The following is a 19,495-nucleotide window of genomic DNA, read 5'->3' as shown; positions in this document are numbered from 1 at the left end:
GCGGTCAGTCTTCGGCATAGCGCTCCTCGGCCCACGGATCGCCGCGCATGTGATAGCCGCGCCGCTCCCAGAAGCCGGGCTTGTCGGCGGGGATCACCTCGATCTTGCGCAGCCACTTGGCGCTCTTCCAGAAATAGAGGTGGGGCACGATCAGCCGCACCGGCCCGCCATGGGCGCGGGAGAGCGGCGCGCCTTGCCAGGAATGGGCCACCAGTGCCTGCGGATCGGCGAAATCCTCCAGGGGCAGGTTGGTGGTGTAGCCGTCATGGCTGCGCAGCATCACCGCCCGGGCCTCGGCGGTGGGGCCCACCAGATCCAGAAGGTCGCGGGTGGTGACCCCCTCCCAGGCATTGTCGTAGCGCGACCAGGTGGTCACGCAATGGATGTCGCTGACGAGGCGGGTCTGCGGCAGGCCGGTGAAGCCGGACCAGTCCCAGGACTGCGGGCGCTCCACCGCGCCGGTGATGTCCAGCCGGAACGCCTCCAGCGGAATTTCGGGCTGGATGCCGAGATCAAGCACCGGCCAATCGGTCACCAGATGCTGGCCGGGGGGCAGGCGCTGCGCCGCGGGCCGGCCCGGCTGGCCGGTCAGGAAGCGCCGCTCCTGCGCCCAGCGGGTCTTGCTGGTGGTGAGCTTGGTGGGGGCGGACGGGCCGGCGCCGTCGGGGGGGAGGTCGCGCATGGGGGCAGTTCCTGGCGAGGGGGCCGGTGCATTATGCCACGACCCGCCCTTTGCCTCACCTGTGGTGACGGCACCGTGTTCCCCGGCGCATCTCCCATGCGGCTGCCGGCCTTGCCCTGGGCCGTCCCATGTGGGACAGGCAGGCCGAACCCGGACGGAAAACCATGGGAGCTGGCCGCATGAGCGTGGGGGAACATCCGGTGAACCCGGACGCCGCATCGGCGCCGTTCGCCGATCTGGTGCCCGAGCTGCGCGCCCGGGTCCCGAACCTGCGCGGCCGGCTCATCGCCAACGCCCCGCTGGCGGAGCTCACCTGGTTCCGGGTGGGCGGGCCGGCCCAGCTGCTGTTCCTGCCGGCCGATGCGGACGATCTGGCCGCCCTTCTGGCGGTGCTGCCGGCGGAGGTGCCGGTGACGGTCATCGGCCTCGGCTCCAACCTCATCGTGCGCGATGGCGGCGTGCCCGGCGTGGTGGTGCGGCTCGCCAAGGGCTTCACCGACATCGCGGTGGACGGCACGCGCATCAGCGCGGGGGCCGGCGTGCCCGACGTGAAGGTGGCGCGGGCGGCGGCAGAGGCGGGGCTCGAGGGCTTTGCCTTCCTGCGCGGCATTCCCGGCGCCATCGGCGGCGCCCTGCGCATGAACGGCGGCGCCTACGGGGGCGAGGTGAAGGACGTGTTCGTGGGCGCCGAGGCGGTGACGCGGACCGGCGCCCGGGTGACGCTCTCCGCCACCGACATGGACTTTACCTATCGGCATTGCGGGGCGCCGGATGATCTCATCTTCACCCGCGCCACCTTCGAGGGCCGGCCGGGGGATGCGGGCGAGATCGCCGCGCAGATGGCCAAGATCACCGAAAGCCGGGAAGCCACCCAGCCCATCAAGAGCCGCACCGGCGGTTCCACTTTCAAGAACCCGCCCGGCACCAGCGCCTGGAAGCTGGTGGACGCTGCCGGCTGTCGCGGCCTCACCCTTGGCCGCGCCCAGGTGTCGGAGCTGCACACCAATTTCCTGGTCAATCTGGGCGGAGCCACAGCGGCCGAGATCGAGGCCCTGGGCGAAGAGGTGCGGCGCCGGGTGCGGGAGCATTCGGGGGTGGATCTCCAATGGGAGATCAAGCGAATCGGCCTTCCTCTGGCCTTGCCGGCCGCCGATTAGCAAAAGCGCAAGGCGCGCGCCCCATGGTGGGTGTCCACAACTTTGACAGATCCAGGACCAAGACAATGACCAAACACGTGGCGGTGCTCATGGGCGGCTGGTCGTCCGAGCGGGAGGTCTCGCTGCGCTCCGGCGCCGCCTGCGCCGCGGCGCTGGAGGGGGGCGGCTATCGGGTCACCCGTGTCGATGTCCAGCGGGATGTGGCGGAGGTGCTGGCGCGCCTGGCGCCTGACGTGGCGCTGAACGTGCTGCATGGCCATCCGGGCGAGGATGGCACTATCCAGGGCATCCTGGAGATCCTGCGCATTCCCTACAGCCATTCGGGCGTGCTCGCCTCGGCGCTGGCCATGGACAAGGGGCAGGCCCGCATCATGCTGGCGGCCGCCGGTGTGCCGGTGGCGGCGGGGCGCACCGTGAGTCGCGCCGAGGCGGCGCAGGGCCATGTGATGAAGCCACCCTATGTTCTGAAGCACGTGGTGGGTGGCTCCAGCATCGGTGTGTTCATCGTGCGCGAGGGCCAGGCCCACCCGCCCCAGGAACTCCACAGGGAAGATTGGGCCTTCGGCGAGACCCTTCTGGCCGAGGAATTCATCCCCGGCATGGAGCTCACCTGCGGGGTGATGGGCGACCAACCCCTGGCTGTAATCGAGGTGGAGGCCACCCAGCCGTTTTACGACTACGAGAGCAAATACGCACCTGGCGGCTCCAGACACATCCTTCCGGCGCGGATTTTACCTGAAGTTTACGAGCAGGTGCAGATGTTAAGCCTAACGGCGCACCGAGCTCTCGGCTGCCGGGGGGTGTCCCGAGCGGACTTCCGATACGACGTGTCCAAGGGGAATGCCTCTGGTCTCGTCTGCCTGGAAGTGAACACCCAACCCGGCATGACCGAAACGTCTCTGGTGCCCGACATGGCAGCCCACGCGGGCATCTCATTCGGTGAGCTAGTGACATGGATGGTGGAGGACGCGTCGCTGGAACGGTAAGGGCCTCGCGGCAGACGCCGCGCGGGGCGCCCGTTCCGCCCGGCCGGCACAAAAGGCTGCCGGCCGATCCGCGTCCGGCCAGCCGGTTCGCCCTTCTGCTGCGGCGCCTGCACGTGCGGCTGGCGGGGTCCCGGCTCGGTCGGCGCGGCGCCAGCCTGCTGACGGTGGCGGTGATCGGCGGCTTCTCGGCCTATGGCATCGTGCGCGGCGAGCACGTGGAGGAGGCCAAGGGCATCGGCATGGACATTGCCGATGCGGCGGCCAACCTCGCGGGATTCAAGATCCGCGAGGTCAATCTCTCCGGCTACAACCACATGACGCCGGCGGAGATCCTGCAGGGGGCCGGCATCAAGGCGTCCACCTCCATCCTGTTCGTCAATGCCGACGACATGCGCGCCAGGCTGGAGGCCATGCCCTGGATCCAGGCGGCGAGCGTGCGCAAGCAGTTCCCCGACCGCATCGACATTTCCATCAACGAGCGCCAGGCCTTCGCGCTGTGGCAGGCCAATGGCGAGATCAAGGTGATCGCTCGCGACGGCATTCCCATTGCCCCTTATTCGGACGACCCGCGCTATGTGGACCTGCCCATCGTGGTGGGCGAGGGGGCCGAGAAGCGGGTGGGCGAGATCGTCGATTCGCTGGCGCGGCTGCCGGCGGTGAAGGAGCAGGTGCGGGCCGCCATTCTGGTGGCGGACCGCCGCTGGACCCTGAAGATGCGCAACGGCATCGACGTGCGCCTGCCCGAGAAGGGCATGGACGGCGCGCTGGAGGAACTGGCCAGCCTCGACCGCGATAAGAAGCTGCTTTCCCGTGACATCACCATCGTCGACCTGCGGCTGCCCGACCGGGTGGTGGTGCGCCTCTCCGACGCCGCCGCCGCGGCCCGCGACGAGGCGTTGAAGGCCAAGTCCAAAGCCAAGAAAGGAGGCCCCGCATGAGGTCCCGGCTCGCCCAGGGTTTTGCTCCCAAGATGCGCCCCTTGCCCGGCAAGAAGAGCGGCATCGTCGGCGTGCTGGACATCGGGACCAGCAAGGTGGTGTGCGCCATCGCCAAGCTGAAGCCGCGCGGTGGCTCCGACGTGCTGCGCCGACGCACCCATTCCATCGACGTCCTGGGCATCGGCCATACCCGTGCCTATGGCATCAAGGGGGGCACGGTGGTGGACATGGCGAAGGCGGAGCTCGCCATTCGCCAGGCCGTGGACATGGCGGAGCGTGCCTCCGGCGTGCAGATCGCCTCCGTGGTGGTCGGCGTCTCCGGCGGGCGGCTCGCCTCCCAGCATTATGAAGCGGCGGTGCGGCTCACCGCGCCGTCGGTGGAGGAGTTCGACATCCGCCGGGTGCTCGAGGCCGCCTCCACCTATGCGGTGGGCGATGGCCGGGCCGTGATGCACGCGCTGCCGGTGGGCTATTCCCTCGACGGGCGCGCGGGCATCGGCGAGCCGTGCGGCATGCTGGGCCAGGAACTTGGCGCCGACATGCACGTCATCACCGCCGATCTCACCGCCCTCAAGAACCTGGTGCTGTGCGTGGAGCGCTGCCACCTCTCCATCGAGGCCATGGTGGCGGCGCCCTATGCGGCGGCCCTCTCCTCCCTCACCGATGACGAGATGGAGCTGGGCGTCACCCTCATCGACATGGGCGCCGGCACCACCACCTTCTCCATCGTCACCGGCGGCCACTGCGTCTATGTGGACGGGGTGGCGCTCGGTGGCCAGCACATCACCAACGACGTGGCCCGTGGCCTGCCCGCCCGCCTCGCCGATGCCGAGCGCATGAAGGCGCTCCACGGCGCGGTGGTGGCGGTCTCGGCCGACGAGCACGACATGCTCACCGTGCCGCCCCTCTCGGGTGATTCGCGCGACCAGCCGCAGATGGTCCCCAAGTCCCGCCTCGTCACCATCGTCCGTCCGCGGGCGGAGGAGATCGTGGAGCTGATTCGAGAGCGCCTGAAGGCCTCCGGCCATGCCGGGGACGCCGGCCGGCGGGTGGTTCTCACCGGCGGCGCCGCTCAGTTGCAGGGGCTGGCGGACCTGGTGGCGCGGGCGATCGGGCCGCAGGTGCGCATCGGTCGTCCGTTAGGAGTTTCTCGTTTGCCGGAAGCGGCGCGCGGCGCGGCGTTCGCGGTCACCGCGGGCCTGCTCGTCTACCCGCAAGTTGCTGGCCTGGAACACTTTGAGCCGCGCCGGCGGCAGGCGGTCGGGGCTGAGCCCCAGGGATATTTCGGCCGCGTGGGACGCTGGCTGAAGGACAGCTTTTAGACATGGTTAACCAAATCAGCCGTAACAAAGTGGTCGACCGGATTCATTCAGAGGCGGACTGAGCCGAGCGGGTTCGACGGAGCGAAAATATGACGATCAACCTTCAGATGCCCGACATTCGTGAGCTCCGTCCGCGGATCACGGTGTTCGGTGTGGGCGGGGCCGGGGGCAACGCCGTCAACAACATGATTTCCTCTGGCCTCAGCGGCGTCGAGTTCGTGGTCGCGAACACCGATGCCCAGGCCCTCACCCTCACCAAGGCCGAGCGCGTGGTGCAGATGGGTGTGGCCGTGACGGAAGGCCTCGGCGCCGGCTCGCAGCCGGAAGTCGGCCGCGCCGCCGCCGAAGAGGTCATCGACGAGATCCGCGACCACCTGTCCGGCTCGCACATGGTGTTCATCACCGCCGGCATGGGTGGTGGCACCGGCACCGGCGCCGCCGCCGTGGTGGCCCGCGCCGCCCGTGAGCTCGGCATCCTCACCGTGGGTGTGGTCACCAAGCCCTTCCACTTTGAAGGCCTGCGCCGCATGCGGGTGGCCGAGCACGGCATCACCGAGCTGCAGAAGAGCGTCGACACCCTCATCGTCATCCCGAACCAGAACCTGTTCCGGGTGGCCAATGAGAAGACCACCTTCGCCGATGCCTTCGCCATGGCGGACCAGGTGCTCTATTCGGGCGTGGCCTGCATCACCGACCTGATGGTGAAGGAAGGCCTCATCAACCTCGACTTCGCCGACGTGCGCGCCGTGATGCGCGACATGGGCAAGGCGATGATGGGCACCGGCGAAGCCTCCGGCGACAAGCGCGCCCTGCAGGCCGCCGAAGCCGCCATCGCCAATCCGCTGCTCGACGAGACCTCCATGCAGGGGGCCCGCGGCCTGCTGATCTCCATCACCGGCGGCAAGGACATGACCTTGTTCGAGGTGGACGAGGCGGCGACCCGCATCCGCGAGGAAGTGGACCCCGACGCCAACATCATCCTGGGCGCCACCTTCGACGAGATGCTGGACGGCATCATCCGCGTGTCCGTCGTGGCCACCGGCATCGATCCGCTCTCCATCCCGGATCAGATCCAGCCGCCGGCCGAGGTGCAGGGCCGCAAGATGTCCAACGCCGGCCGCGCCGCCGTGGAAGCTGGCCGCGAGGCGCAGATCCGCGACGCGGTGGCCGCCATCTCCACCGAAGATCTCATCGGCATGGAAGATTTCGGCACCCCCGCCAGCATGGGCCAGCCCATGATGCACGAGGAGGAGCCGGTGGCCATCGACAACGTGACCATCCGCGCCGCCGCGCCGAAGCCGTCCTTCTTCTCCGAGCCGGAGCCGGCCCCGGCCCCCGCCCCGGTGCACGAGGAAGATGAGTTCGCCCCCTATATCCCGCCGCAGAGTCAGCGCCCCCGCGCGCCGCGCATGCCGCGGGTGGATGAGCTGCCGCTGCCGGCGCAGAACCAGATCCGCGCTCAGCGCGGTGAGCCGCCGGTGGAGCAGGCCCAGCCCGACAAGAAGCGCATGACCCTGCTGCAGCGTCTCGCTCACGTGGGACGCCGCGAGGAGGAGCCGGCCGAGGCGCCGCGCCGTGAGCAGCCGAGCATGCGGGCCCCCGAGCGCCGTCCGCTCGAGCCCCGCGCTCAGGACCCTCGGGCTCAGGATCCCCGCGCCATGCAGGGCCATCCCGGCGAGGCCGTGTCGGAGTTCGCCAAGCGGCCGCAGACCCGTCCGGTGATGGAAGTGCCCTCTCGTCCCGCACCGCAGCGTGGCGAGGAGGACGACCAGCTCGAAATCCCCGCCTTCCTGCGTCGTCAGGCCAACTGATTCGGTCCTGATCCCGCCGAAACGGCTGTAACAACAGGCTTAAGGCCAACCCGAAAGGTTGGCCTTAAGCATTTGTTAAACAACGAAAAAATGGGATGCGAAGTTGGTAACAGGCGGTAAGCAAGCGTGATTTGGCGCAGTGCCGCGAGAGGACTAGGGTGCGCCCATCTTCACCGGCCACATGCCCCGCGTTGACAGTTTCTTTGGACAACCGGGGCGAAAGTGGGAAGGCAAGGTGGAGCTTTGTGGGAGAGCCTGGGGCCATCTGATGGCCGGTGCTCCCCGAGCATGGGACGACACCGATTATGCAGACCACTCTGGCTCGCGAGATTGCCCTGAAGGGGGCCGGCGTTCACGCCGGGGTCGAGGCGACCCTTACTCTGAAGCCGGCCACTGCCGATACGGGTATTGTCTTCATTCGCTCCTTCGCCGATAGCGCGCCGCGCAAGGCAGTCGTGTCTCACAAGTCGGTTCAGGCCACTGATTTCGCCACCGTCCTGGGGGATCGCTCCGGCGCTCTCGTCTCCACCGTGGAGCATCTGCTGGCGGCGTTCAGCGGGCTCGGTGTCGACAATGCCGTGGTGGAGATCGACGGCCCGGAAGTGCCGATCCTGGACGGCAGCGCCGCCGCCTTCGTGGAGGCCATCGACGCCGCCGGCGTCGCCACGGTGCGTGGGCGTCGGAAATATCTGAAGGTTCTCAAGCCAGTGCGGGTGGAGAACGGGGCGGCCTTCGGCGAGCTCCTGCCCTATGACGCCGGCTTCCGCCTGGAAGTCGAGATCGAGTTCGCCCACGAGGCCATCGGTCGTCAGCGCTTCGCGGCCACCATGGCGCCCTCGGTGTTCCGCCGGGAGCTGTCGAGCGCGCGCACCTTCGGCTTCCTGAAGGACGTGGAGCGCCTGCGCGCCGCCGGCTACGCCCGCGGTGCGGCGCTGGAAAACACCGTCTGCCTCGATGACAGCGGCATCCTCAATGCCGATGGCCTGCGCTTCGCCGACGAGTTCGTGCGCCACAAGGCCCTTGATGCGGTGGGTGATCTGGCGCTGGCCGGCCTGCCGCTGCTGGCGCGCTACCGCTCGTTTCGCGGTGGCCACAAGCTGAATTTCTCCATGGTGGAAGCCCTGCTCGCCGATCGCTCCGCTTATGCGGTGGTGGAGGCGGCCCAGCCGGTGCGCGATCGCGTCGCCGCCGAGCTGGTGGGAGCCGCGCCGGTGCCGGTGTTCGCGCCCGAGCGGTGAGGCGCCCCGTCGCGTTGCCCGCGCCCTGTTCCTGTTTGATGCCGCCCCGCGCCAGCCGGCCCGGGGCGGTTTCGTTTTGAGGCCGGACTGTCCTCACCATGCTGTGCCCCGTTCCGGAGCCGGGTGCCGCCATCCAGCCGCCCGTGCGGGCGATGCCTGCAGCCTGCGCGGCAGGGTTGTGGGGGCGGCATTGACAGTGCTGGCGACAGGCGGCACTAGAGCCGCGTCCGTCGCGAGGCGATCCCGCGCGAACTCCGGCGGACGACGCATGGGGCAGGGGGCGCATCGTTTTCAGAACCGCACCGCGCCTCGGGCGCATGCCAAGGCTGTCGCGGGGCGACCGGCGTTGGCGGCCTTGCGCCCTGGGTGGGCTGTTGTGCCTGTGCGAAGGGAAAGGTGAACCTTTCGTGCTCAAGTGGACCGAGCCGCGACCACGCGATCGCATCGGGATGCCGGCTGTTGAGAGGATTGGGCGATGGGCGCTCTGAAGAAGTTCGTTTCCGAAACCTCCTCGGCCCTGCGCAAGGTGCTGCCGCGCGCCCTGGGGGGCGGACCCACCAAGGCCGAACTGGCCGCTCGGGAGGGCACGCAGGTGGCGGTTCAAGTGCCCCGCTGGTATCGGCCGCATCTGTCGGTGGAAACCAAGCGCCACTTCGCCACGGGCAAGGCGGTCTTCCTCTACATGCCGTGGATCACCGAGCATACCGATGCCCTGATCGCCCGGCTGGGCACCAGCAACGACTACGAGCTCGTGCCGTTCGACATGTTCAGCGGCATTGAGGATAACACCACGCGCCGCGCCATCTTTCGCTTCGCGCAGGAAAATACGGACAGCTACCGGCGCCTGGTGGTGCGACGCCTGGTGCAGATGCGTCGCCATATTCGCGGCATCATCTTCACTTTCGACTGGACACCGGTGACCCATGTCATCGCCAGTGTCTGCGAAGAGCTGGAAATTCCGAAAATCCTCATTCCCCATGAATCGGTGTTCGTGGATCGCAGCAAATATTACTGGGACCCCACGGCAAAAGCCTCCATTCCCATGGCCGATGTGATCCTCGGCTGGGGCGCCCTGCAGCGCGAGATCTTTCTGGAACGCGGCTATCCGGCGGATCGCTTCAAGGTCGTCGGTGCGCCCAAGTTCGATGTCTATGCCGATTATCAGCCTGCGCTGACGCGGGCGCAGTTCTGCCGGCTCTATGGACTGGACCCCGACCGCAAGCTGGTGCTGTTCGCCACCCAGCCGCTGGATTCGCAGCTCGACACCCGCATGGCCCGCAAGTCGCAGCGCCAGGCGGTGGAGGATCTGTTCACTTATCTGGAAGCGCGCGGGGCGCAGCTTCTGGTGCGACTGCCTCCCTCGAAGGACGATGTTCTCGGGCCGGAGACGCGCAACCTTCTCACCAAATCCGGCCTTGGGGCGGTGGATGACGCCCATTGCTATCTGGTGACCCCCGAGGAAGCCTTGTTTCACGCCGATGTGGTCAGCTCGGTCAACAGCACCATGCTGTTCGAGGCGGCGCTGCTCGGGCGGCCGGCGCTGTCCATGAAATATGTGGAGTTCGACCAGCTCTGGGAGAAGGTGGGCATTCCCGCGGCGCGCAACGTGGCGGAGATGGAACCGCTGCTGGACCGCATGCTAGCGGGCGGCTGGACATATCCCGAAAGCGGCATGGCATGGGCGGCGGAGATGTTCGGCGCCGGCGCCTTCGACGGTCTGGCTTCGGCCCGCATCGGCCGCTATCTGGCGCAGCTGGCCGCCGACGAGCACATGCTGGTGCCGCGTGCTTCCGCCGTGGAGCGCCTGTTCGCCGGTGAGCGGCTCGACGTGATCGGCGTGCCGCCGCTGCCGGAGCTGGCGGAGGCGCGCCAGCCCCATCTTCTGCCCCTTCTTAATGCCCGTACCCGTGTCGAAAGCGTGGGCGGCGTCGCCCATCTCAAGCCCATCGCCTCCGTGGACCTGTTCCTGCGCTGGGGCGTTGCCGAGAGCCCGGAGGTGGCGGCGCAGGCGGAGGCTGCCCGCGCCCTCGGCCGGTCGACGGCGAGCCTCGCCGCCGGCCTGATCGGCGCGCCGGAGGGGGAGGAGGCACCTAGCCTGTCCATCGTGCTCGATGAGCGCACCGCTTATTATGATGCCCGGCAGCCCACGCGCCTAGAGCGCTGGCTGGCGGCCGGGCCGGACCTCACCGCCGAGGCGCGGGCGCGGGCGCGGGCGGTCATCGACCAGATGGTGCGTCTGCGGGTGGCGCAGGACAATGTGGCACCCGATCGCCCGCTCTCCGTGGGCACTGCGGGCCGGCGCAAGGTGCTGGTGGTGGATCAGCCCCTGTCCGACCCATTGGTGGCTGCCGGCGGCGTCGATGCGACCGCCTTCCCGCGCATGCTGCAGGAGGTGGTGGCCACCTGTGGCGATTGCGACATTCTGCTGAAGCGTCCGTCGAGCCCGGCCGCGGGGGCGCCTGTCAGTCATCTCGATGCCGGTCAACTGGCGGCCCTGGGGTTGGCCGACAAGGTTCTCGTGATCGAGGACGACATTCACGCCTACGCCCTGCTCGATCAGGTGGACGAGGTGTTCGTGGTCACCGCGCAACTGGGATTCGAGGCGTTGCTCGCCGGCAAGCGGGTGCATTGCTTCGGGCTGCCCTTCTACGCCGGCTGGGGCCTGACCGAAGACTGCATCACGCTGGAACGGCGCGGCCGGGCGCGGGATCTGGAGGCGGTCTTCCACGCGGCCTATATCGCGCATTCGCGTTATTTCCACCCCGAGCGACGGGCGGTGGCGGAAGTGGAAGACCTCATCGACTATATCGCGGCGCGCCGAGGCTGACGGCGCCCAGATCATCGGCGCCGCGAGGGCTTTGGCGAGGCCATTCGCGACATTGCATTCTGCGGCGCCCCGTGCCAAGAGCACATGAGATCTTTGCCGCAGGGCTTTCAAGTGCGGGATCCGACATGAAAAAAGCGTCTCTCTTTGTTGCCGTCACCACCGCTGCGCTGTGCGCTCTGCCGCAGCTGGGCCTTGCCGCGCCGGCCAAGTTCACATGCGGCTGGCTGCCCGAGGGGCACATGCCCGCCGGCGAGATGAAGGCTCTATTGGCCGCCGGCGACCCGCTCGACAAGCCGGAAGTGCTCAATGCCGCCGTGCAGAAGCTGCAGGCGGGCGGCATGAGCCGCGCCCTCATCATCGACAATCTGGTGAGCACCTATTGCCCCGAGGTGGCCGCGAACGCCACCCTCTCCGACGCCCAGAAGCTGCAGCGCATGCGCACCTTCGCCGGACGCGTGGTGCGCACGGTGTACAGCCTGGAGACCGAGGATGCGGTGATCCTCGACATTCCGCTGGCACCCACGGTGGTGGATGGCGTCAACAAGAAGGCCCAGGCCGCCGGCGTCACGCCCCAGGAATGGGCCGCCGGCGCGGTCAGTGCCGCAGTCACCGCGCCCTGATCTCCGCCGGGCCGCGTGAGCGCGCTTTCATGTGGGCGCGCCCCTGATAGGGTTTGCTTCCGCTGCCGTGGATGAGCATCTCCGGCACGGCGGGAGTGGGAAGAGGTGACGGCACCGTGAGCCATCTGGCCCACGGTGCCGTTGTCGTTTCGGGCCACGTTCAGACCTGTCGGCGTGCACTCGGCGCCCGGTCTGGGCGCCGGCTTGCCGCGCGCCCCGTGCTTCGGGTGCGTTCCTGTGCGGCAGGGAAGGACGGCAGGGGTCAGGCGGCGGGCGCGGTGATGCCCTTTTCGCTCAGCAGCGCCGCCAGCTCGCCCGCCTGGAACATCTCGCGGACGATGTCGCAGCCGCCGACGAACTCGCCCTTGATGTAGAGCTGTGGAATGGTGGGCCAATTGGAGAAGGCCTTGATGCCTTCCCGCACCTCGAAATCCTGCAGCACGTCGACGGAGCGGAACGGCACCGCCAGCTGGCCCAGCACCTGCACCACGGCGGCGGAGAAGCCGCACTGGGGGGCCTGGGGCACGCCCTTCATGAACAGCACGACATCGGCGCTGTCGATGATCTCCTGGATGCGATCGGATGTGGCAGACATGGGATAAATCCTGCAATCAGAGTGAGGCAATGCAGTGAGGAATGCGGGCTGCGCGCGCCGGGGGATCCGTCGGGTCGCCCCGCCTTGCGCGCAGCTGGGGGACTCATTTGGGAACGATGGTCTCCAGGGCGAGGGCATGCAGCGCCCCGCCCATCTGGCCCTGGAGCGCGGCATAGACCAGCTGGTGCTGCTGCACGCGGCTCTTGCCCTTGAAGGCCTCTGAGGTGATGCGCGCGGCATAATGATCGCCGTCGCCGGCGAGGTCGACGATGACGACGTGGGCGTCGGGCAGGGCGGTCTTCACCAACCGCTCGATTTCGGCTCCGTCCATGGCCATGGGCTGTGCTCCTTTGCTCGGCTGTTGCATGCAAACTCGGCACCAGCCGCGGGCGAAGCGGGCAAGCATTGGCCAGCACAGGAAAAATGCACGGCCAGTGGTGCTCTGCCGCATCCGCTGTCGCCTTCGCGAGATCCCCACTGTCGCCTTCGCGCGATCCCTGCTGTCGCCTTCGCGACATGGCGACGTCGCGGCGCGTCCGGGGCCGTTCCAGCCGGGCGGCAGGCGAGCGGTCATGTCGGGTGGGAAGAACGGCCCAGGTCTTGCTTGCCGGTCTCGAGCTTTGCGATGAGAGACGGATGATGAGCGAAACACGACATGAGGACCGCCGCCGGTCTCCGGCGTTCGCGACAATCCTCGGGACCAATGAGATCGCCTCGGCGGTGGCGGTTAAGCTGTATCGGTCTGGATACGGCGTTGTCCTCTCTCACGACCCCATGCCGCCGGTGATCCGCCGCAAGATGGCGTTTCACGACGCGCTGTTCGACGACGGCGTGGATGTGGACGGCATCGCCGCCACCCGGGTGGATACGGGCATGGAGATCCGCCGCGGCCTGTCGCAGCGCGATGGCCGGGTGATGGTGACCCATCTCGGCCTGCTGGATCTCCTGGTCATCGGCTCCATCGACCTTCTAGTGGATGCGCGGATGAACAAATACCAGGTCACCCCCGACCTGCGCCGGCTGGCGCGGCTCACCATCGGGCTCGGGCCGGGCTTCACCGGTGGCGCCAATTGCGATGTCGCCATTGAGACGCGGCCGGGCAAGGAAGGCCAGATCATCCAGCACGGCTCCACCGACGCCCCCGACGGGGTGGCCCGCCCGCTCGGCGGTAGCCGCTCCGAGCGCTTCGTTCATGCCGAGGTGGCCGGGCGCTGGCACAGCGCCATCGAGATCGGAACCCGGGTCTACAAGGACTTCCTGGTGGGTCATCTGGGGGGCATTCCGGTGCGCGCCCCGTTCGATGGCATGGTGCGCGGCGTGGTGCGAGACGGCACCGAGGTGCCCGCCGGCGTGAAACTGCTGGAGCTGGATCCGCGCGGGCGTAACGCCAATTGGACGGGGCTCGATGCCCGCGCCCTTATCATCTCCAAGGCGGTGAGCCGGGCGCTCTCCTTTCGCAAGGCCAAGGCGACGGAGAAGGAGCTGCGCTCGATCTTCTGAGGCGGGTTCCCACATCCCACGCCGCGGCCACTTTTCAGAACAGGCCGTTGTTCATGATCGAATTGTTCCCCAATACGGATGTCATCAATTTCGGGGACCTGCCGCCCGGTATCAACGCCCTGCTGCAGCAGGGCGTCATCGCCTATCGGCGCGATCGGGCCCAGGCGGATCAATTGTTCCGCCAGGCGCTGGCCGCCGCGCCCCATGAACTGCCCACCTATTTCTGCCTCTACAAGATCCACACCTACCAGGGGAATCTGGAGGAAGCGGAGCGGGCGGCCGACGGGGGGCTGAAGGAGGCGGCAACCCAGGCCGGCTGGGACACCGACTGGCGCAAATGGCTGCCGGAACCGCTCCTGCCCGAGGGCGCCGGCCGGTTCGCCCTTTACACCCTCAAGGCCCTGGCCTTCATTCATCTGCGCCAGAGCCGTCCCGAGGCGGCGGCCGAGAAGCTCGCCGCGCTCAAGGTGTTGGACCCGACCGGCGCAGTCGGCTGGCCGGTGGTGGCGGCGCTTGCGGAAGGGCTGGAGGCTTAGGCGCCGGCGCAGCGCCGGGCTGGCGTCCGCCCCTGGTCGGCGCGGACGTGATGCCATCTTGTTCTCGCATCTTGTCTCGGCACGTTGTCTCGGCACGTTGTCTCGGCACGTTGTCTCGGCACGTTGTCTTGGCACGTTGTCTTGGCACGTTGTCTTGGCACGTTGTCTTGGCACGTTGTCTTGGCATCAGCTTTGCAGGCCTCTCATGGTGGCGACAAGGCTGCGGCGTTGTCGCGGATGGGCCGGCCCGATGTCGCCTATGTTGCGACGAACGGCGGCTTCGCGCCGCGGCGCGGAGGGCCCCGACGGAGGTGCCTGGTGGGGCGGATCCGGCATTTCCGGAGCATGGAGGACGGGCCCGATCGCACCCTCGCCGAATGCGGGGGAGCGACCCATATCAGATCCGGGGGCGGGATTTTCAATCTGCCGCGCGTCGCCGAGGGCGGGCGCGGCACGGCCTTAGCCGAGGGGTACTGGCGCCTGCGTTGCCGCGCCCCGAAGGCGAGGCGGCTCGGCCCGGTGCCGATGGCCCGTGCCGGTGAGGTTGCTGGAGGCGACTGGCAGATGACGGAGAACATGGATTACGGCTTCGACGCCCCTTCGGCGCCCTCGCTCTATCGGGACGGGGCCGAGACCTCCTATGCCGAATTCGCGCCGCAGGATGCGGCGCTGCTCGAAGGGATCGTCGCGGCCTTGCGCACGGTGAACGATCCCGAAATCCCGGTGAACATCTATGACCTGGGGCTGGTCTATCGTATCGACTTGAAGCCGGACGGCGTGGTGGAGATCGACATGACGCTCACCGCGCCCGGCTGCCCCGTGGCCGGCACCATGATGGGCTGGGTGCAGCAGGCGGTCGACGTGGTGGCGGGGGTTAGCGAGGTGAAGATGAATCTCGTGTTCGATCCGCCATGGGACAAGTCCCGCATGTCGGAAGAAGTCCAGCTGGAGCTGGGCCTGCTGTGACCTGAGGGGCCGCCCCCCGATCGGGGGGCTGGGTCCCGTGTCCCAGGTTCCGTGCGCGGTTGCTGTGCCGTCGGGTGGCGTCGTCGGTGCATTGACTGTGCGTGTCGGTGAGAGGGCGGGGGCCGTGCTCCGCGGATGGCCGACCGGGTGGGAGCGGCAGGAGCCGCCCGCAGCCCGTGCGCGGTTTCAGGCGCCGAAGTGTTGGGCGAAGGTCGCCCGCTTTTCGCAGGTGTCGAGGCCGGTGCCGAGGGGCCAGCTTTGCGCCGCGAAGAAATCCTTCACCGCGCGCGTGACTTCCTGGCCATGCAGATACCAGCGCTCGACCCCGTCAGGGGAGAGAAGGGCGGGGCCGTCGGCGCGGTGCACCTCGCCATTGTCGAGCCACAGGCGGGTCTGCGTGTAGAGGAACAGCCCGGCCTTGCGCGACAGGTCATCGCGATTGGCTTCGTCCACCAGCAGCATTTCAGGCATGGTTCAGCTTCCCGATTGCGGCCGCGTGACCCCGCGTGGGGTCGCGGGGCTCAGTTGAGGACACGCGCCGCGCCGCCCAGCAGTGCCACGTTGTAGCCTTCCTCCCGCAGCACCTGCTGCACCGTGTGGCGCTCCAGCATGCGCCGGTAATGGGCGGCGAGATTGGGGGGCAGGGGCACATGGGTCTTGTCGGCCCAGAACTCCACGTAGAACAGGATGGGGTCGGCCACGGAGAAGGTGTCGGCAATATAGGGGCGCCCCTCCAGCACCTTGTCGAGAATGCCGAAGCCCTGGGTGACGATGTCCCGGCCGAGGCTCTTTACCTTGTCCTGGTCGCTGGCAGTGCCGGCGAAGGAGGGGGTGGCGAAGATGCGGGCGAAGCCCTGGCCGTGCACGGTATTCACCACATAGGCCATGGTTTCCAGCGCGCGGGTCTCCGCCTCCAGCTCCGCCGGCCACAGCCCCGCGCGGGGGCGGCTGCGCGCCAGCCAGAAGGCGATGGCCAGCATGTCGGTGAGCACGCTGCCATCGGGCCGTACCAGGGCGGGAATGGTGGACTTGGGGTTGATGGCCACATAATCGGCCTTGAAATGATCGCCCGCCGGGAGGTTGACGATGTGCGCCTCGAACACCTCTTCAAGCTCTTCGAGCACGATATGGATCGCTGTCGAGCACGATCCGGGGGTCATGTAGAATTTCATGTTGGCCATGCTGCTGCCGCGGTCCTTGCCTGCTCGCGATCGATAAGGCCGAAGCCCGGCATGGTTCATGCAAATATCGGGTCAATTCTGTATTGGCGCCATCCGCCGGGAGTAAATCCGACAGGAATGTGCCAATCGCGACAGGTCTTGTGGCGCAAACGCCGGGGCGTCTCGGTGCCGCCGTTGCGCGTCCGCTTGGAAGGTGATGAGCCATGACGGCTGAAGGGACTGCGGCTGAAGGAGCGGCCGGCGAAGAGATCGAGGTTTACGCCATCTGCGAGATCGACGACATCGATCCGGGTGAGGCGAAGGCCTTCAATCTTTCCCGGGTCGGCGCCGAAGGCGAGGCGCGGCCGTTCCGCATTGTCGTCATCCGCACAGGAGCGAAAGAGGCCGTGGGCTTCGTGAACGCCTGCCCCCACCAGGGCACCTGGCTGAACATCGGCGGCGGCGAGTTCTTCAACAAGGACGGCACGCAGCTGCGGTGTGGCCGGCACGGCGCCCTGTTCGACATCGAAAGCGGGCTGTGCACCGAGGGGCCGTGCAAGGACCAGCACCTTGAGCCCATCGCTTTGGCGGTGGTGGGCGGCGATGTCTGCCTGTGCGGCGTGGAGCTGGTGGAGGAGGAGGCACGCCCTTTCCCCTACGACGATCTCGACGACACCATGGAAATCATGATCTCCCCCGATTGAGGGGGAGGCGCCACGGGTGGTTTCCCGCCCCCGTCTGGCTGGGAGGCAGTGCAGCACACATGGATTCTCTGGAGACCGGCGCGCCGCAGCCGGCGGCCGAGCAGGCGGAGCGGTGCGCCTATTATGTGACCTATACCGGCGTGAAGATGCCCTTCAAGCTGGTGGAACACATTCCCGAAGCGCAGCTGAACCATCGCAACACCTTCATCCGCGCCTATTTTGACGCGGCCGGCGGCCTCACGGGCTTCGACAAGATGGTGTATGGCGAGATCGAACTGGCCCACCGCTACAGCTACCACGACAATGGCCAGCTCCGCCGTGCGGAGGTGACCATGGTGGACGAGGATCCGGTGGTGCTGTGCTTCGATCCGCAGGGCGCGCCGGTGGCGCAGGCCTGACGGCGGAACGAGGAGGGGCGGATGACGGTTGCGCAGCTGCTGGACGCTCTGGGCAAGATGCCGCCCGAGGCCGTGGTGCTGATGGAGGCCGATGGCGGCCTGTCGCTGGTGAGCGGGCTGGAGTTCGTCGAGGAGCAGGGGGCCGGCGCCCCGGCGGAAGTAATTTTGCTGCCGAACATGGACGAATGATCCGGCGCCCGCCGGTGGTGCGGCTGCCATGCGGGCGGGTGTGGACCGTGTGAAGTCGAGGGATGACATGTCCGACGTCGTTGAGACCCAGACCATGTACGCGCGCATGGGCGGTGACGTGGCCATCGACCGCCTGGTCGAAGCCTTCTACGCGCGCATGGACCGTCTGCCGGAAGCGCAGGACATACGCGGCATGCATGCGCCGGATCTGGGCGAGACCAAGCGGGTGCTGAAGCGCTATCTCTCCGAATGGACCGGCGGGCCGAAGCTCTATTCGCCGGAGAAAGGCCATCCGCGCCTGCGCCAACGCCACATGCGCATTCCCATCGGCGCCGCGGAGCGGGACGCTTGGCTCCTATGCATGCGCGGGGCCCTTGATGAGACCATCGCCGATGCCACCGCCCGCGACGAGCTGTTCGGCGCCATGGCGAAGCTCGCCGACTGGATGCGCAACACGGCCGACAATCCGCATGATACCCGGGGCCATCACGCCCATCCGTGACACCGGCGTTCGCCGGGGGCTGAGCCCGCCGGCGGGGCGCTAAAGCGGGACGCCGAAATAATCCTCGTCCTCTCCACCCCAGGCTTTGTGCAGGGCAAAGCCCGCCTGCCATCGCGCAGCCTCGTCCTCCAGCGCCCCCCGATGGGTGATCTTGCCATCGGGATTGTCCGCCAGGAGATAGGGTTTTGCGTTCTTGATAAAGCGGTTGAGCGCCTTCATGTCGTTCGGCCGCACCACGCAACGGGGCGCTTCGTCGATGAGAATGGTCGTCGGGAGCATCGATCACCTCTCAGCAGGGGTGGACGCGCGGCCGCTGTGAGGCCGGCGCATCCGCCATTGAGCATGCGCCGGCGGCAGGGGGAACGCCAGCGCAGCGGGGCCATCGGCAGCGCACGGGGCACCGCGCCTCAGAAGCCGTCTTCCTTGGTGCCCCAGGGATGGGAGCCCGGCACCAGGGACGCCTTGATGCCGGCTTTTTCCACGTCGCCCAAGCTCTTGTAGAAGGTGCCTTCGTGCACCAGCGTCCCGGTCTTGGTGGTCACCGCCACATAGCGGGCCACCCTGTCGGTTTCGCACAGGTAGCCGCCACCGGGGTCGTTGGTGCTGCGGATGTTGCCATCCCAATCGACGAAAAAGCCCTCAGTCATGGACATGCGTGATCTCCGAACATGCGCCCGGGGCGTGGTCCCGGGGTCTGGTTGTCCCAGCAAGGTTCTTGCCAAAAGGTTCTTGCCAAAACGCGCGCCCCCGGCCTCCGGCGCGGCCGGTCGCCCCGCGGGTGCGGCGAGATCGTATTTTGCGAATATTTTCTTCATCTATTTTTGAGGGAGAGAAATTCAAGTATAATAGAACAATATTATAATCTACTGGAGATTCAGATGGCTGAATTGACACAGCGCATGGCCGGCATGGACGACGTGCAGGGCCTGTGGGGATTGTTGCGGCAGATCTCGGCGGATGTGCCTTTTGCCCTTGAGGATGAGCGTGCGCAGGAGAGCATACTGTCGGAATTGATGGCCTGCTGCACCTCCGGGTTGACGCCGGTGGCGGTGGACGACGAGAAGGGCATCGTGGCGGCCCTGCTCGCCCGGCGCGATGATCTGGAGTGGGGCCTGCGCAACAATCCGGCGATCCATGTGTCCTATGTGGCGCTGGCCCCGGACGTGCGCGGCGGCGATCTGTTTGCCCAGCTCATGGCGGGGTTGCAGCAGCAGAAGGTGGCGGTTTTGGCCAGCGTCAAGGCTGGCGAGCAGCAGGGCCTGGTGCACGCCCTGGGCAGCCTGGGCTTCACCCATGAGGTGCATGCGGCCAGCGGATGGGGCGATCTCTATCAATGGACGCCGCCGGCGGTGCAATAACGGCGC

General features: G+C 67.6%; 23 protein-coding genes. 16 read left to right on the top strand and 7 right to left on the bottom strand.

Features of this window, described 5'->3' with window-relative positions:
- Positions 1 to 4: 4 nt before the first annotated feature.
- Positions 5 to 682: a sulfite oxidase-like oxidoreductase gene (locus ACU4E7_RS04310; protein ID WP_447020746.1), complete on the bottom strand. Its 678-nt coding sequence runs from the start codon at positions 680 to 682 to the stop codon at positions 5 to 7.
- Positions 683 to 861: 179 nt separating this feature from the next.
- Between ACU4E7_RS04310 and murB the strand changes: the two genes are divergently transcribed.
- The 8 genes from murB (at position 862) to ACU4E7_RS04270 (ending at position 11,581) form a co-directional block, all read left to right on the top strand.
- Positions 862 to 1,839: a UDP-N-acetylmuramate dehydrogenase gene (gene murB, locus ACU4E7_RS04305; RefSeq protein ID WP_447020745.1), complete on the top strand. Its 978-nt coding sequence runs from the start codon at positions 862 to 864 to the stop codon at positions 1,837 to 1,839.
- 65 nt (positions 1,840 to 1,904) lie between these two features.
- Entirely contained in the window at positions 1,905 to 2,825 is a 921-nt protein-coding gene (locus tag ACU4E7_RS04300) for a D-alanine--D-alanine ligase (RefSeq protein ID WP_447020744.1), read from the top strand.
- Positions 2,792 to 3,763 (top strand): cell division protein FtsQ/DivIB, encoded by a 972-nt coding sequence (locus ACU4E7_RS04295; RefSeq protein WP_447020743.1) that lies wholly within the window; start codon positions 2,792 to 2,794, stop codon positions 3,761 to 3,763. The genes ACU4E7_RS04300 and ACU4E7_RS04295 overlap by 34 nt, the downstream gene beginning before the upstream one ends.
- Entirely contained in the window at positions 3,760 to 5,085 is a 1,326-nt protein-coding gene (ftsA, locus tag ACU4E7_RS04290) for a cell division protein FtsA (protein WP_447020742.1), read from the top strand. The genes ACU4E7_RS04295 and ftsA overlap by 4 nt, the downstream gene beginning before the upstream one ends.
- Before the next feature lie 89 nt (positions 5,086 to 5,174).
- Positions 5,175 to 6,896, top strand: coding sequence for a cell division protein FtsZ (gene ftsZ / locus ACU4E7_RS04285; protein WP_238123383.1), 1,722 nt, complete (start codon positions 5,175 to 5,177; stop codon positions 6,894 to 6,896).
- 305 nt (positions 6,897 to 7,201) lie between these two features.
- Positions 7,202 to 8,134 (top strand): UDP-3-O-acyl-N-acetylglucosamine deacetylase, encoded by a 933-nt coding sequence (gene lpxC, locus ACU4E7_RS04280; protein WP_447020741.1) that lies wholly within the window; start codon positions 7,202 to 7,204, stop codon positions 8,132 to 8,134.
- Between the two features lie 475 nt (positions 8,135 to 8,609).
- A complete protein-coding gene (locus ACU4E7_RS04275; protein WP_447020740.1) occupies positions 8,610 to 10,961 on the top strand; it encodes a capsular polysaccharide export protein, LipB/KpsS family in 2,352 nt (783 codons plus the stop codon).
- A gap of 125 nt (positions 10,962 to 11,086) precedes the next feature.
- The gene (locus tag ACU4E7_RS04270; RefSeq protein ID WP_447020739.1) at positions 11,087 to 11,581 is read left to right on the top strand and encodes a hypothetical protein; all 495 of its coding nucleotides are present in this window, start codon (positions 11,087 to 11,089) and stop codon (positions 11,579 to 11,581) included.
- A gap of 262 nt (positions 11,582 to 11,843) precedes the next feature.
- On the opposite strand, the gene grxD is transcribed toward ACU4E7_RS04270, so the two are convergent.
- Both grxD and ACU4E7_RS04260 read right to left on the bottom strand, forming a co-directional pair.
- Entirely contained in the window at positions 11,844 to 12,176 is a 333-nt protein-coding gene (gene grxD / locus ACU4E7_RS04265; protein ID WP_238123387.1) for a Grx4 family monothiol glutaredoxin, read from the bottom strand.
- A 103-nt stretch (positions 12,177 to 12,279) separates the two neighbouring features.
- Positions 12,280 to 12,513 (bottom strand): BolA/IbaG family iron-sulfur metabolism protein, encoded by a 234-nt coding sequence (locus ACU4E7_RS04260; protein ID WP_238123388.1) that lies wholly within the window; start codon positions 12,511 to 12,513, stop codon positions 12,280 to 12,282.
- A 299-nt stretch (positions 12,514 to 12,812) separates the two neighbouring features.
- Here ACU4E7_RS04260 and ACU4E7_RS04255 point away from each other — a divergent pair, with 299 nt between their 5' ends.
- From ACU4E7_RS04255 to ACU4E7_RS04245, 3 genes are all read left to right on the top strand, one after another.
- Positions 12,813 to 13,676, top strand: coding sequence for a xanthine dehydrogenase (locus tag ACU4E7_RS04255; protein ID WP_447020738.1), 864 nt, complete (start codon positions 12,813 to 12,815; stop codon positions 13,674 to 13,676).
- A 53-nt stretch (positions 13,677 to 13,729) separates the two neighbouring features.
- On the top strand, positions 13,730 to 14,212 hold the full coding sequence (locus ACU4E7_RS04250; RefSeq protein WP_238123389.1) for a putative porin: 483 nt from the start codon (positions 13,730 to 13,732) through the stop codon (positions 14,210 to 14,212).
- A gap of 564 nt (positions 14,213 to 14,776) precedes the next feature.
- On the top strand, positions 14,777 to 15,178 hold the full coding sequence (locus ACU4E7_RS04245; protein ID WP_447020737.1) for a DUF59 domain-containing protein: 402 nt from the start codon (positions 14,777 to 14,779) through the stop codon (positions 15,176 to 15,178).
- 186 nt (positions 15,179 to 15,364) lie between these two features.
- Here the strand turns inward: ACU4E7_RS04245 and ACU4E7_RS04240 are convergent, their stop codons facing one another.
- Together ACU4E7_RS04240 and ACU4E7_RS04235 are read right to left on the bottom strand one after the other, a co-directional pair.
- The gene (locus ACU4E7_RS04240; RefSeq protein WP_238123391.1) at positions 15,365 to 15,649 is read right to left on the bottom strand and encodes an aldehyde dehydrogenase; all 285 of its coding nucleotides are present in this window, start codon (positions 15,647 to 15,649) and stop codon (positions 15,365 to 15,367) included.
- 50 nt (positions 15,650 to 15,699) lie between these two features.
- Positions 15,700 to 16,350 (bottom strand): glutathione S-transferase family protein, encoded by a 651-nt coding sequence (locus ACU4E7_RS04235; protein WP_238123454.1) that lies wholly within the window; start codon positions 16,348 to 16,350, stop codon positions 15,700 to 15,702.
- A gap of 212 nt (positions 16,351 to 16,562) precedes the next feature.
- Here ACU4E7_RS04235 and ACU4E7_RS04230 point away from each other — a divergent pair, with 212 nt between their 5' ends.
- The 4 genes from ACU4E7_RS04230 (at position 16,563) to ACU4E7_RS04215 (ending at position 18,131) form a co-directional block, all read left to right on the top strand.
- Complete coding sequence (locus tag ACU4E7_RS04230; protein ID WP_447020736.1) at positions 16,563 to 17,042, top strand: Rieske (2Fe-2S) protein; 480 nt, start codon at positions 16,563 to 16,565, stop codon at positions 17,040 to 17,042.
- 59 nt (positions 17,043 to 17,101) lie between these two features.
- Positions 17,102 to 17,440 carry a DUF6156 family protein gene (locus tag ACU4E7_RS04225; RefSeq protein ID WP_447020735.1) on the top strand — a complete coding sequence of 113 codons (339 nt, stop codon included), beginning with the start codon at positions 17,102 to 17,104 and terminating at the stop codon, positions 17,438 to 17,440.
- Between the two features lie 21 nt (positions 17,441 to 17,461).
- Positions 17,462 to 17,629, top strand: coding sequence for a hypothetical protein (locus tag ACU4E7_RS04220; protein WP_238123394.1), 168 nt, complete (start codon positions 17,462 to 17,464; stop codon positions 17,627 to 17,629).
- A gap of 67 nt (positions 17,630 to 17,696) precedes the next feature.
- Positions 17,697 to 18,131 carry a group II truncated hemoglobin gene (locus ACU4E7_RS04215; protein WP_238123395.1) on the top strand — a complete coding sequence of 145 codons (435 nt, stop codon included), beginning with the start codon at positions 17,697 to 17,699 and terminating at the stop codon, positions 18,129 to 18,131.
- Between the two features lie 39 nt (positions 18,132 to 18,170).
- Here the strand turns inward: ACU4E7_RS04215 and ACU4E7_RS04210 are convergent, their stop codons facing one another.
- Entirely contained in the window at positions 18,171 to 18,410 is a 240-nt protein-coding gene (locus ACU4E7_RS04210) for a hypothetical protein (protein WP_238123397.1), read from the bottom strand.
- Between the two features lie 128 nt (positions 18,411 to 18,538).
- A complete protein-coding gene (locus ACU4E7_RS04205; protein WP_238123455.1) occupies positions 18,539 to 18,778 on the bottom strand; it encodes a hypothetical protein in 240 nt (79 codons plus the stop codon).
- 231 nt (positions 18,779 to 19,009) lie between these two features.
- Here ACU4E7_RS04205 and ACU4E7_RS04200 point away from each other — a divergent pair, with 231 nt between their 5' ends.
- A complete protein-coding gene (locus tag ACU4E7_RS04200) occupies positions 19,010 to 19,489 on the top strand; it encodes a hypothetical protein (protein WP_447020734.1) in 480 nt (159 codons plus the stop codon).
- Positions 19,490 to 19,495 lie beyond the last annotated feature (6 nt).

Source organism: Xanthobacter sp. ZOL 2024 (assembly GCF_052932325.1).
The sequence above is the reverse complement of the archived record's forward strand: the minus strand, read 5'-3'. Positions and strand labels throughout refer to the sequence as shown.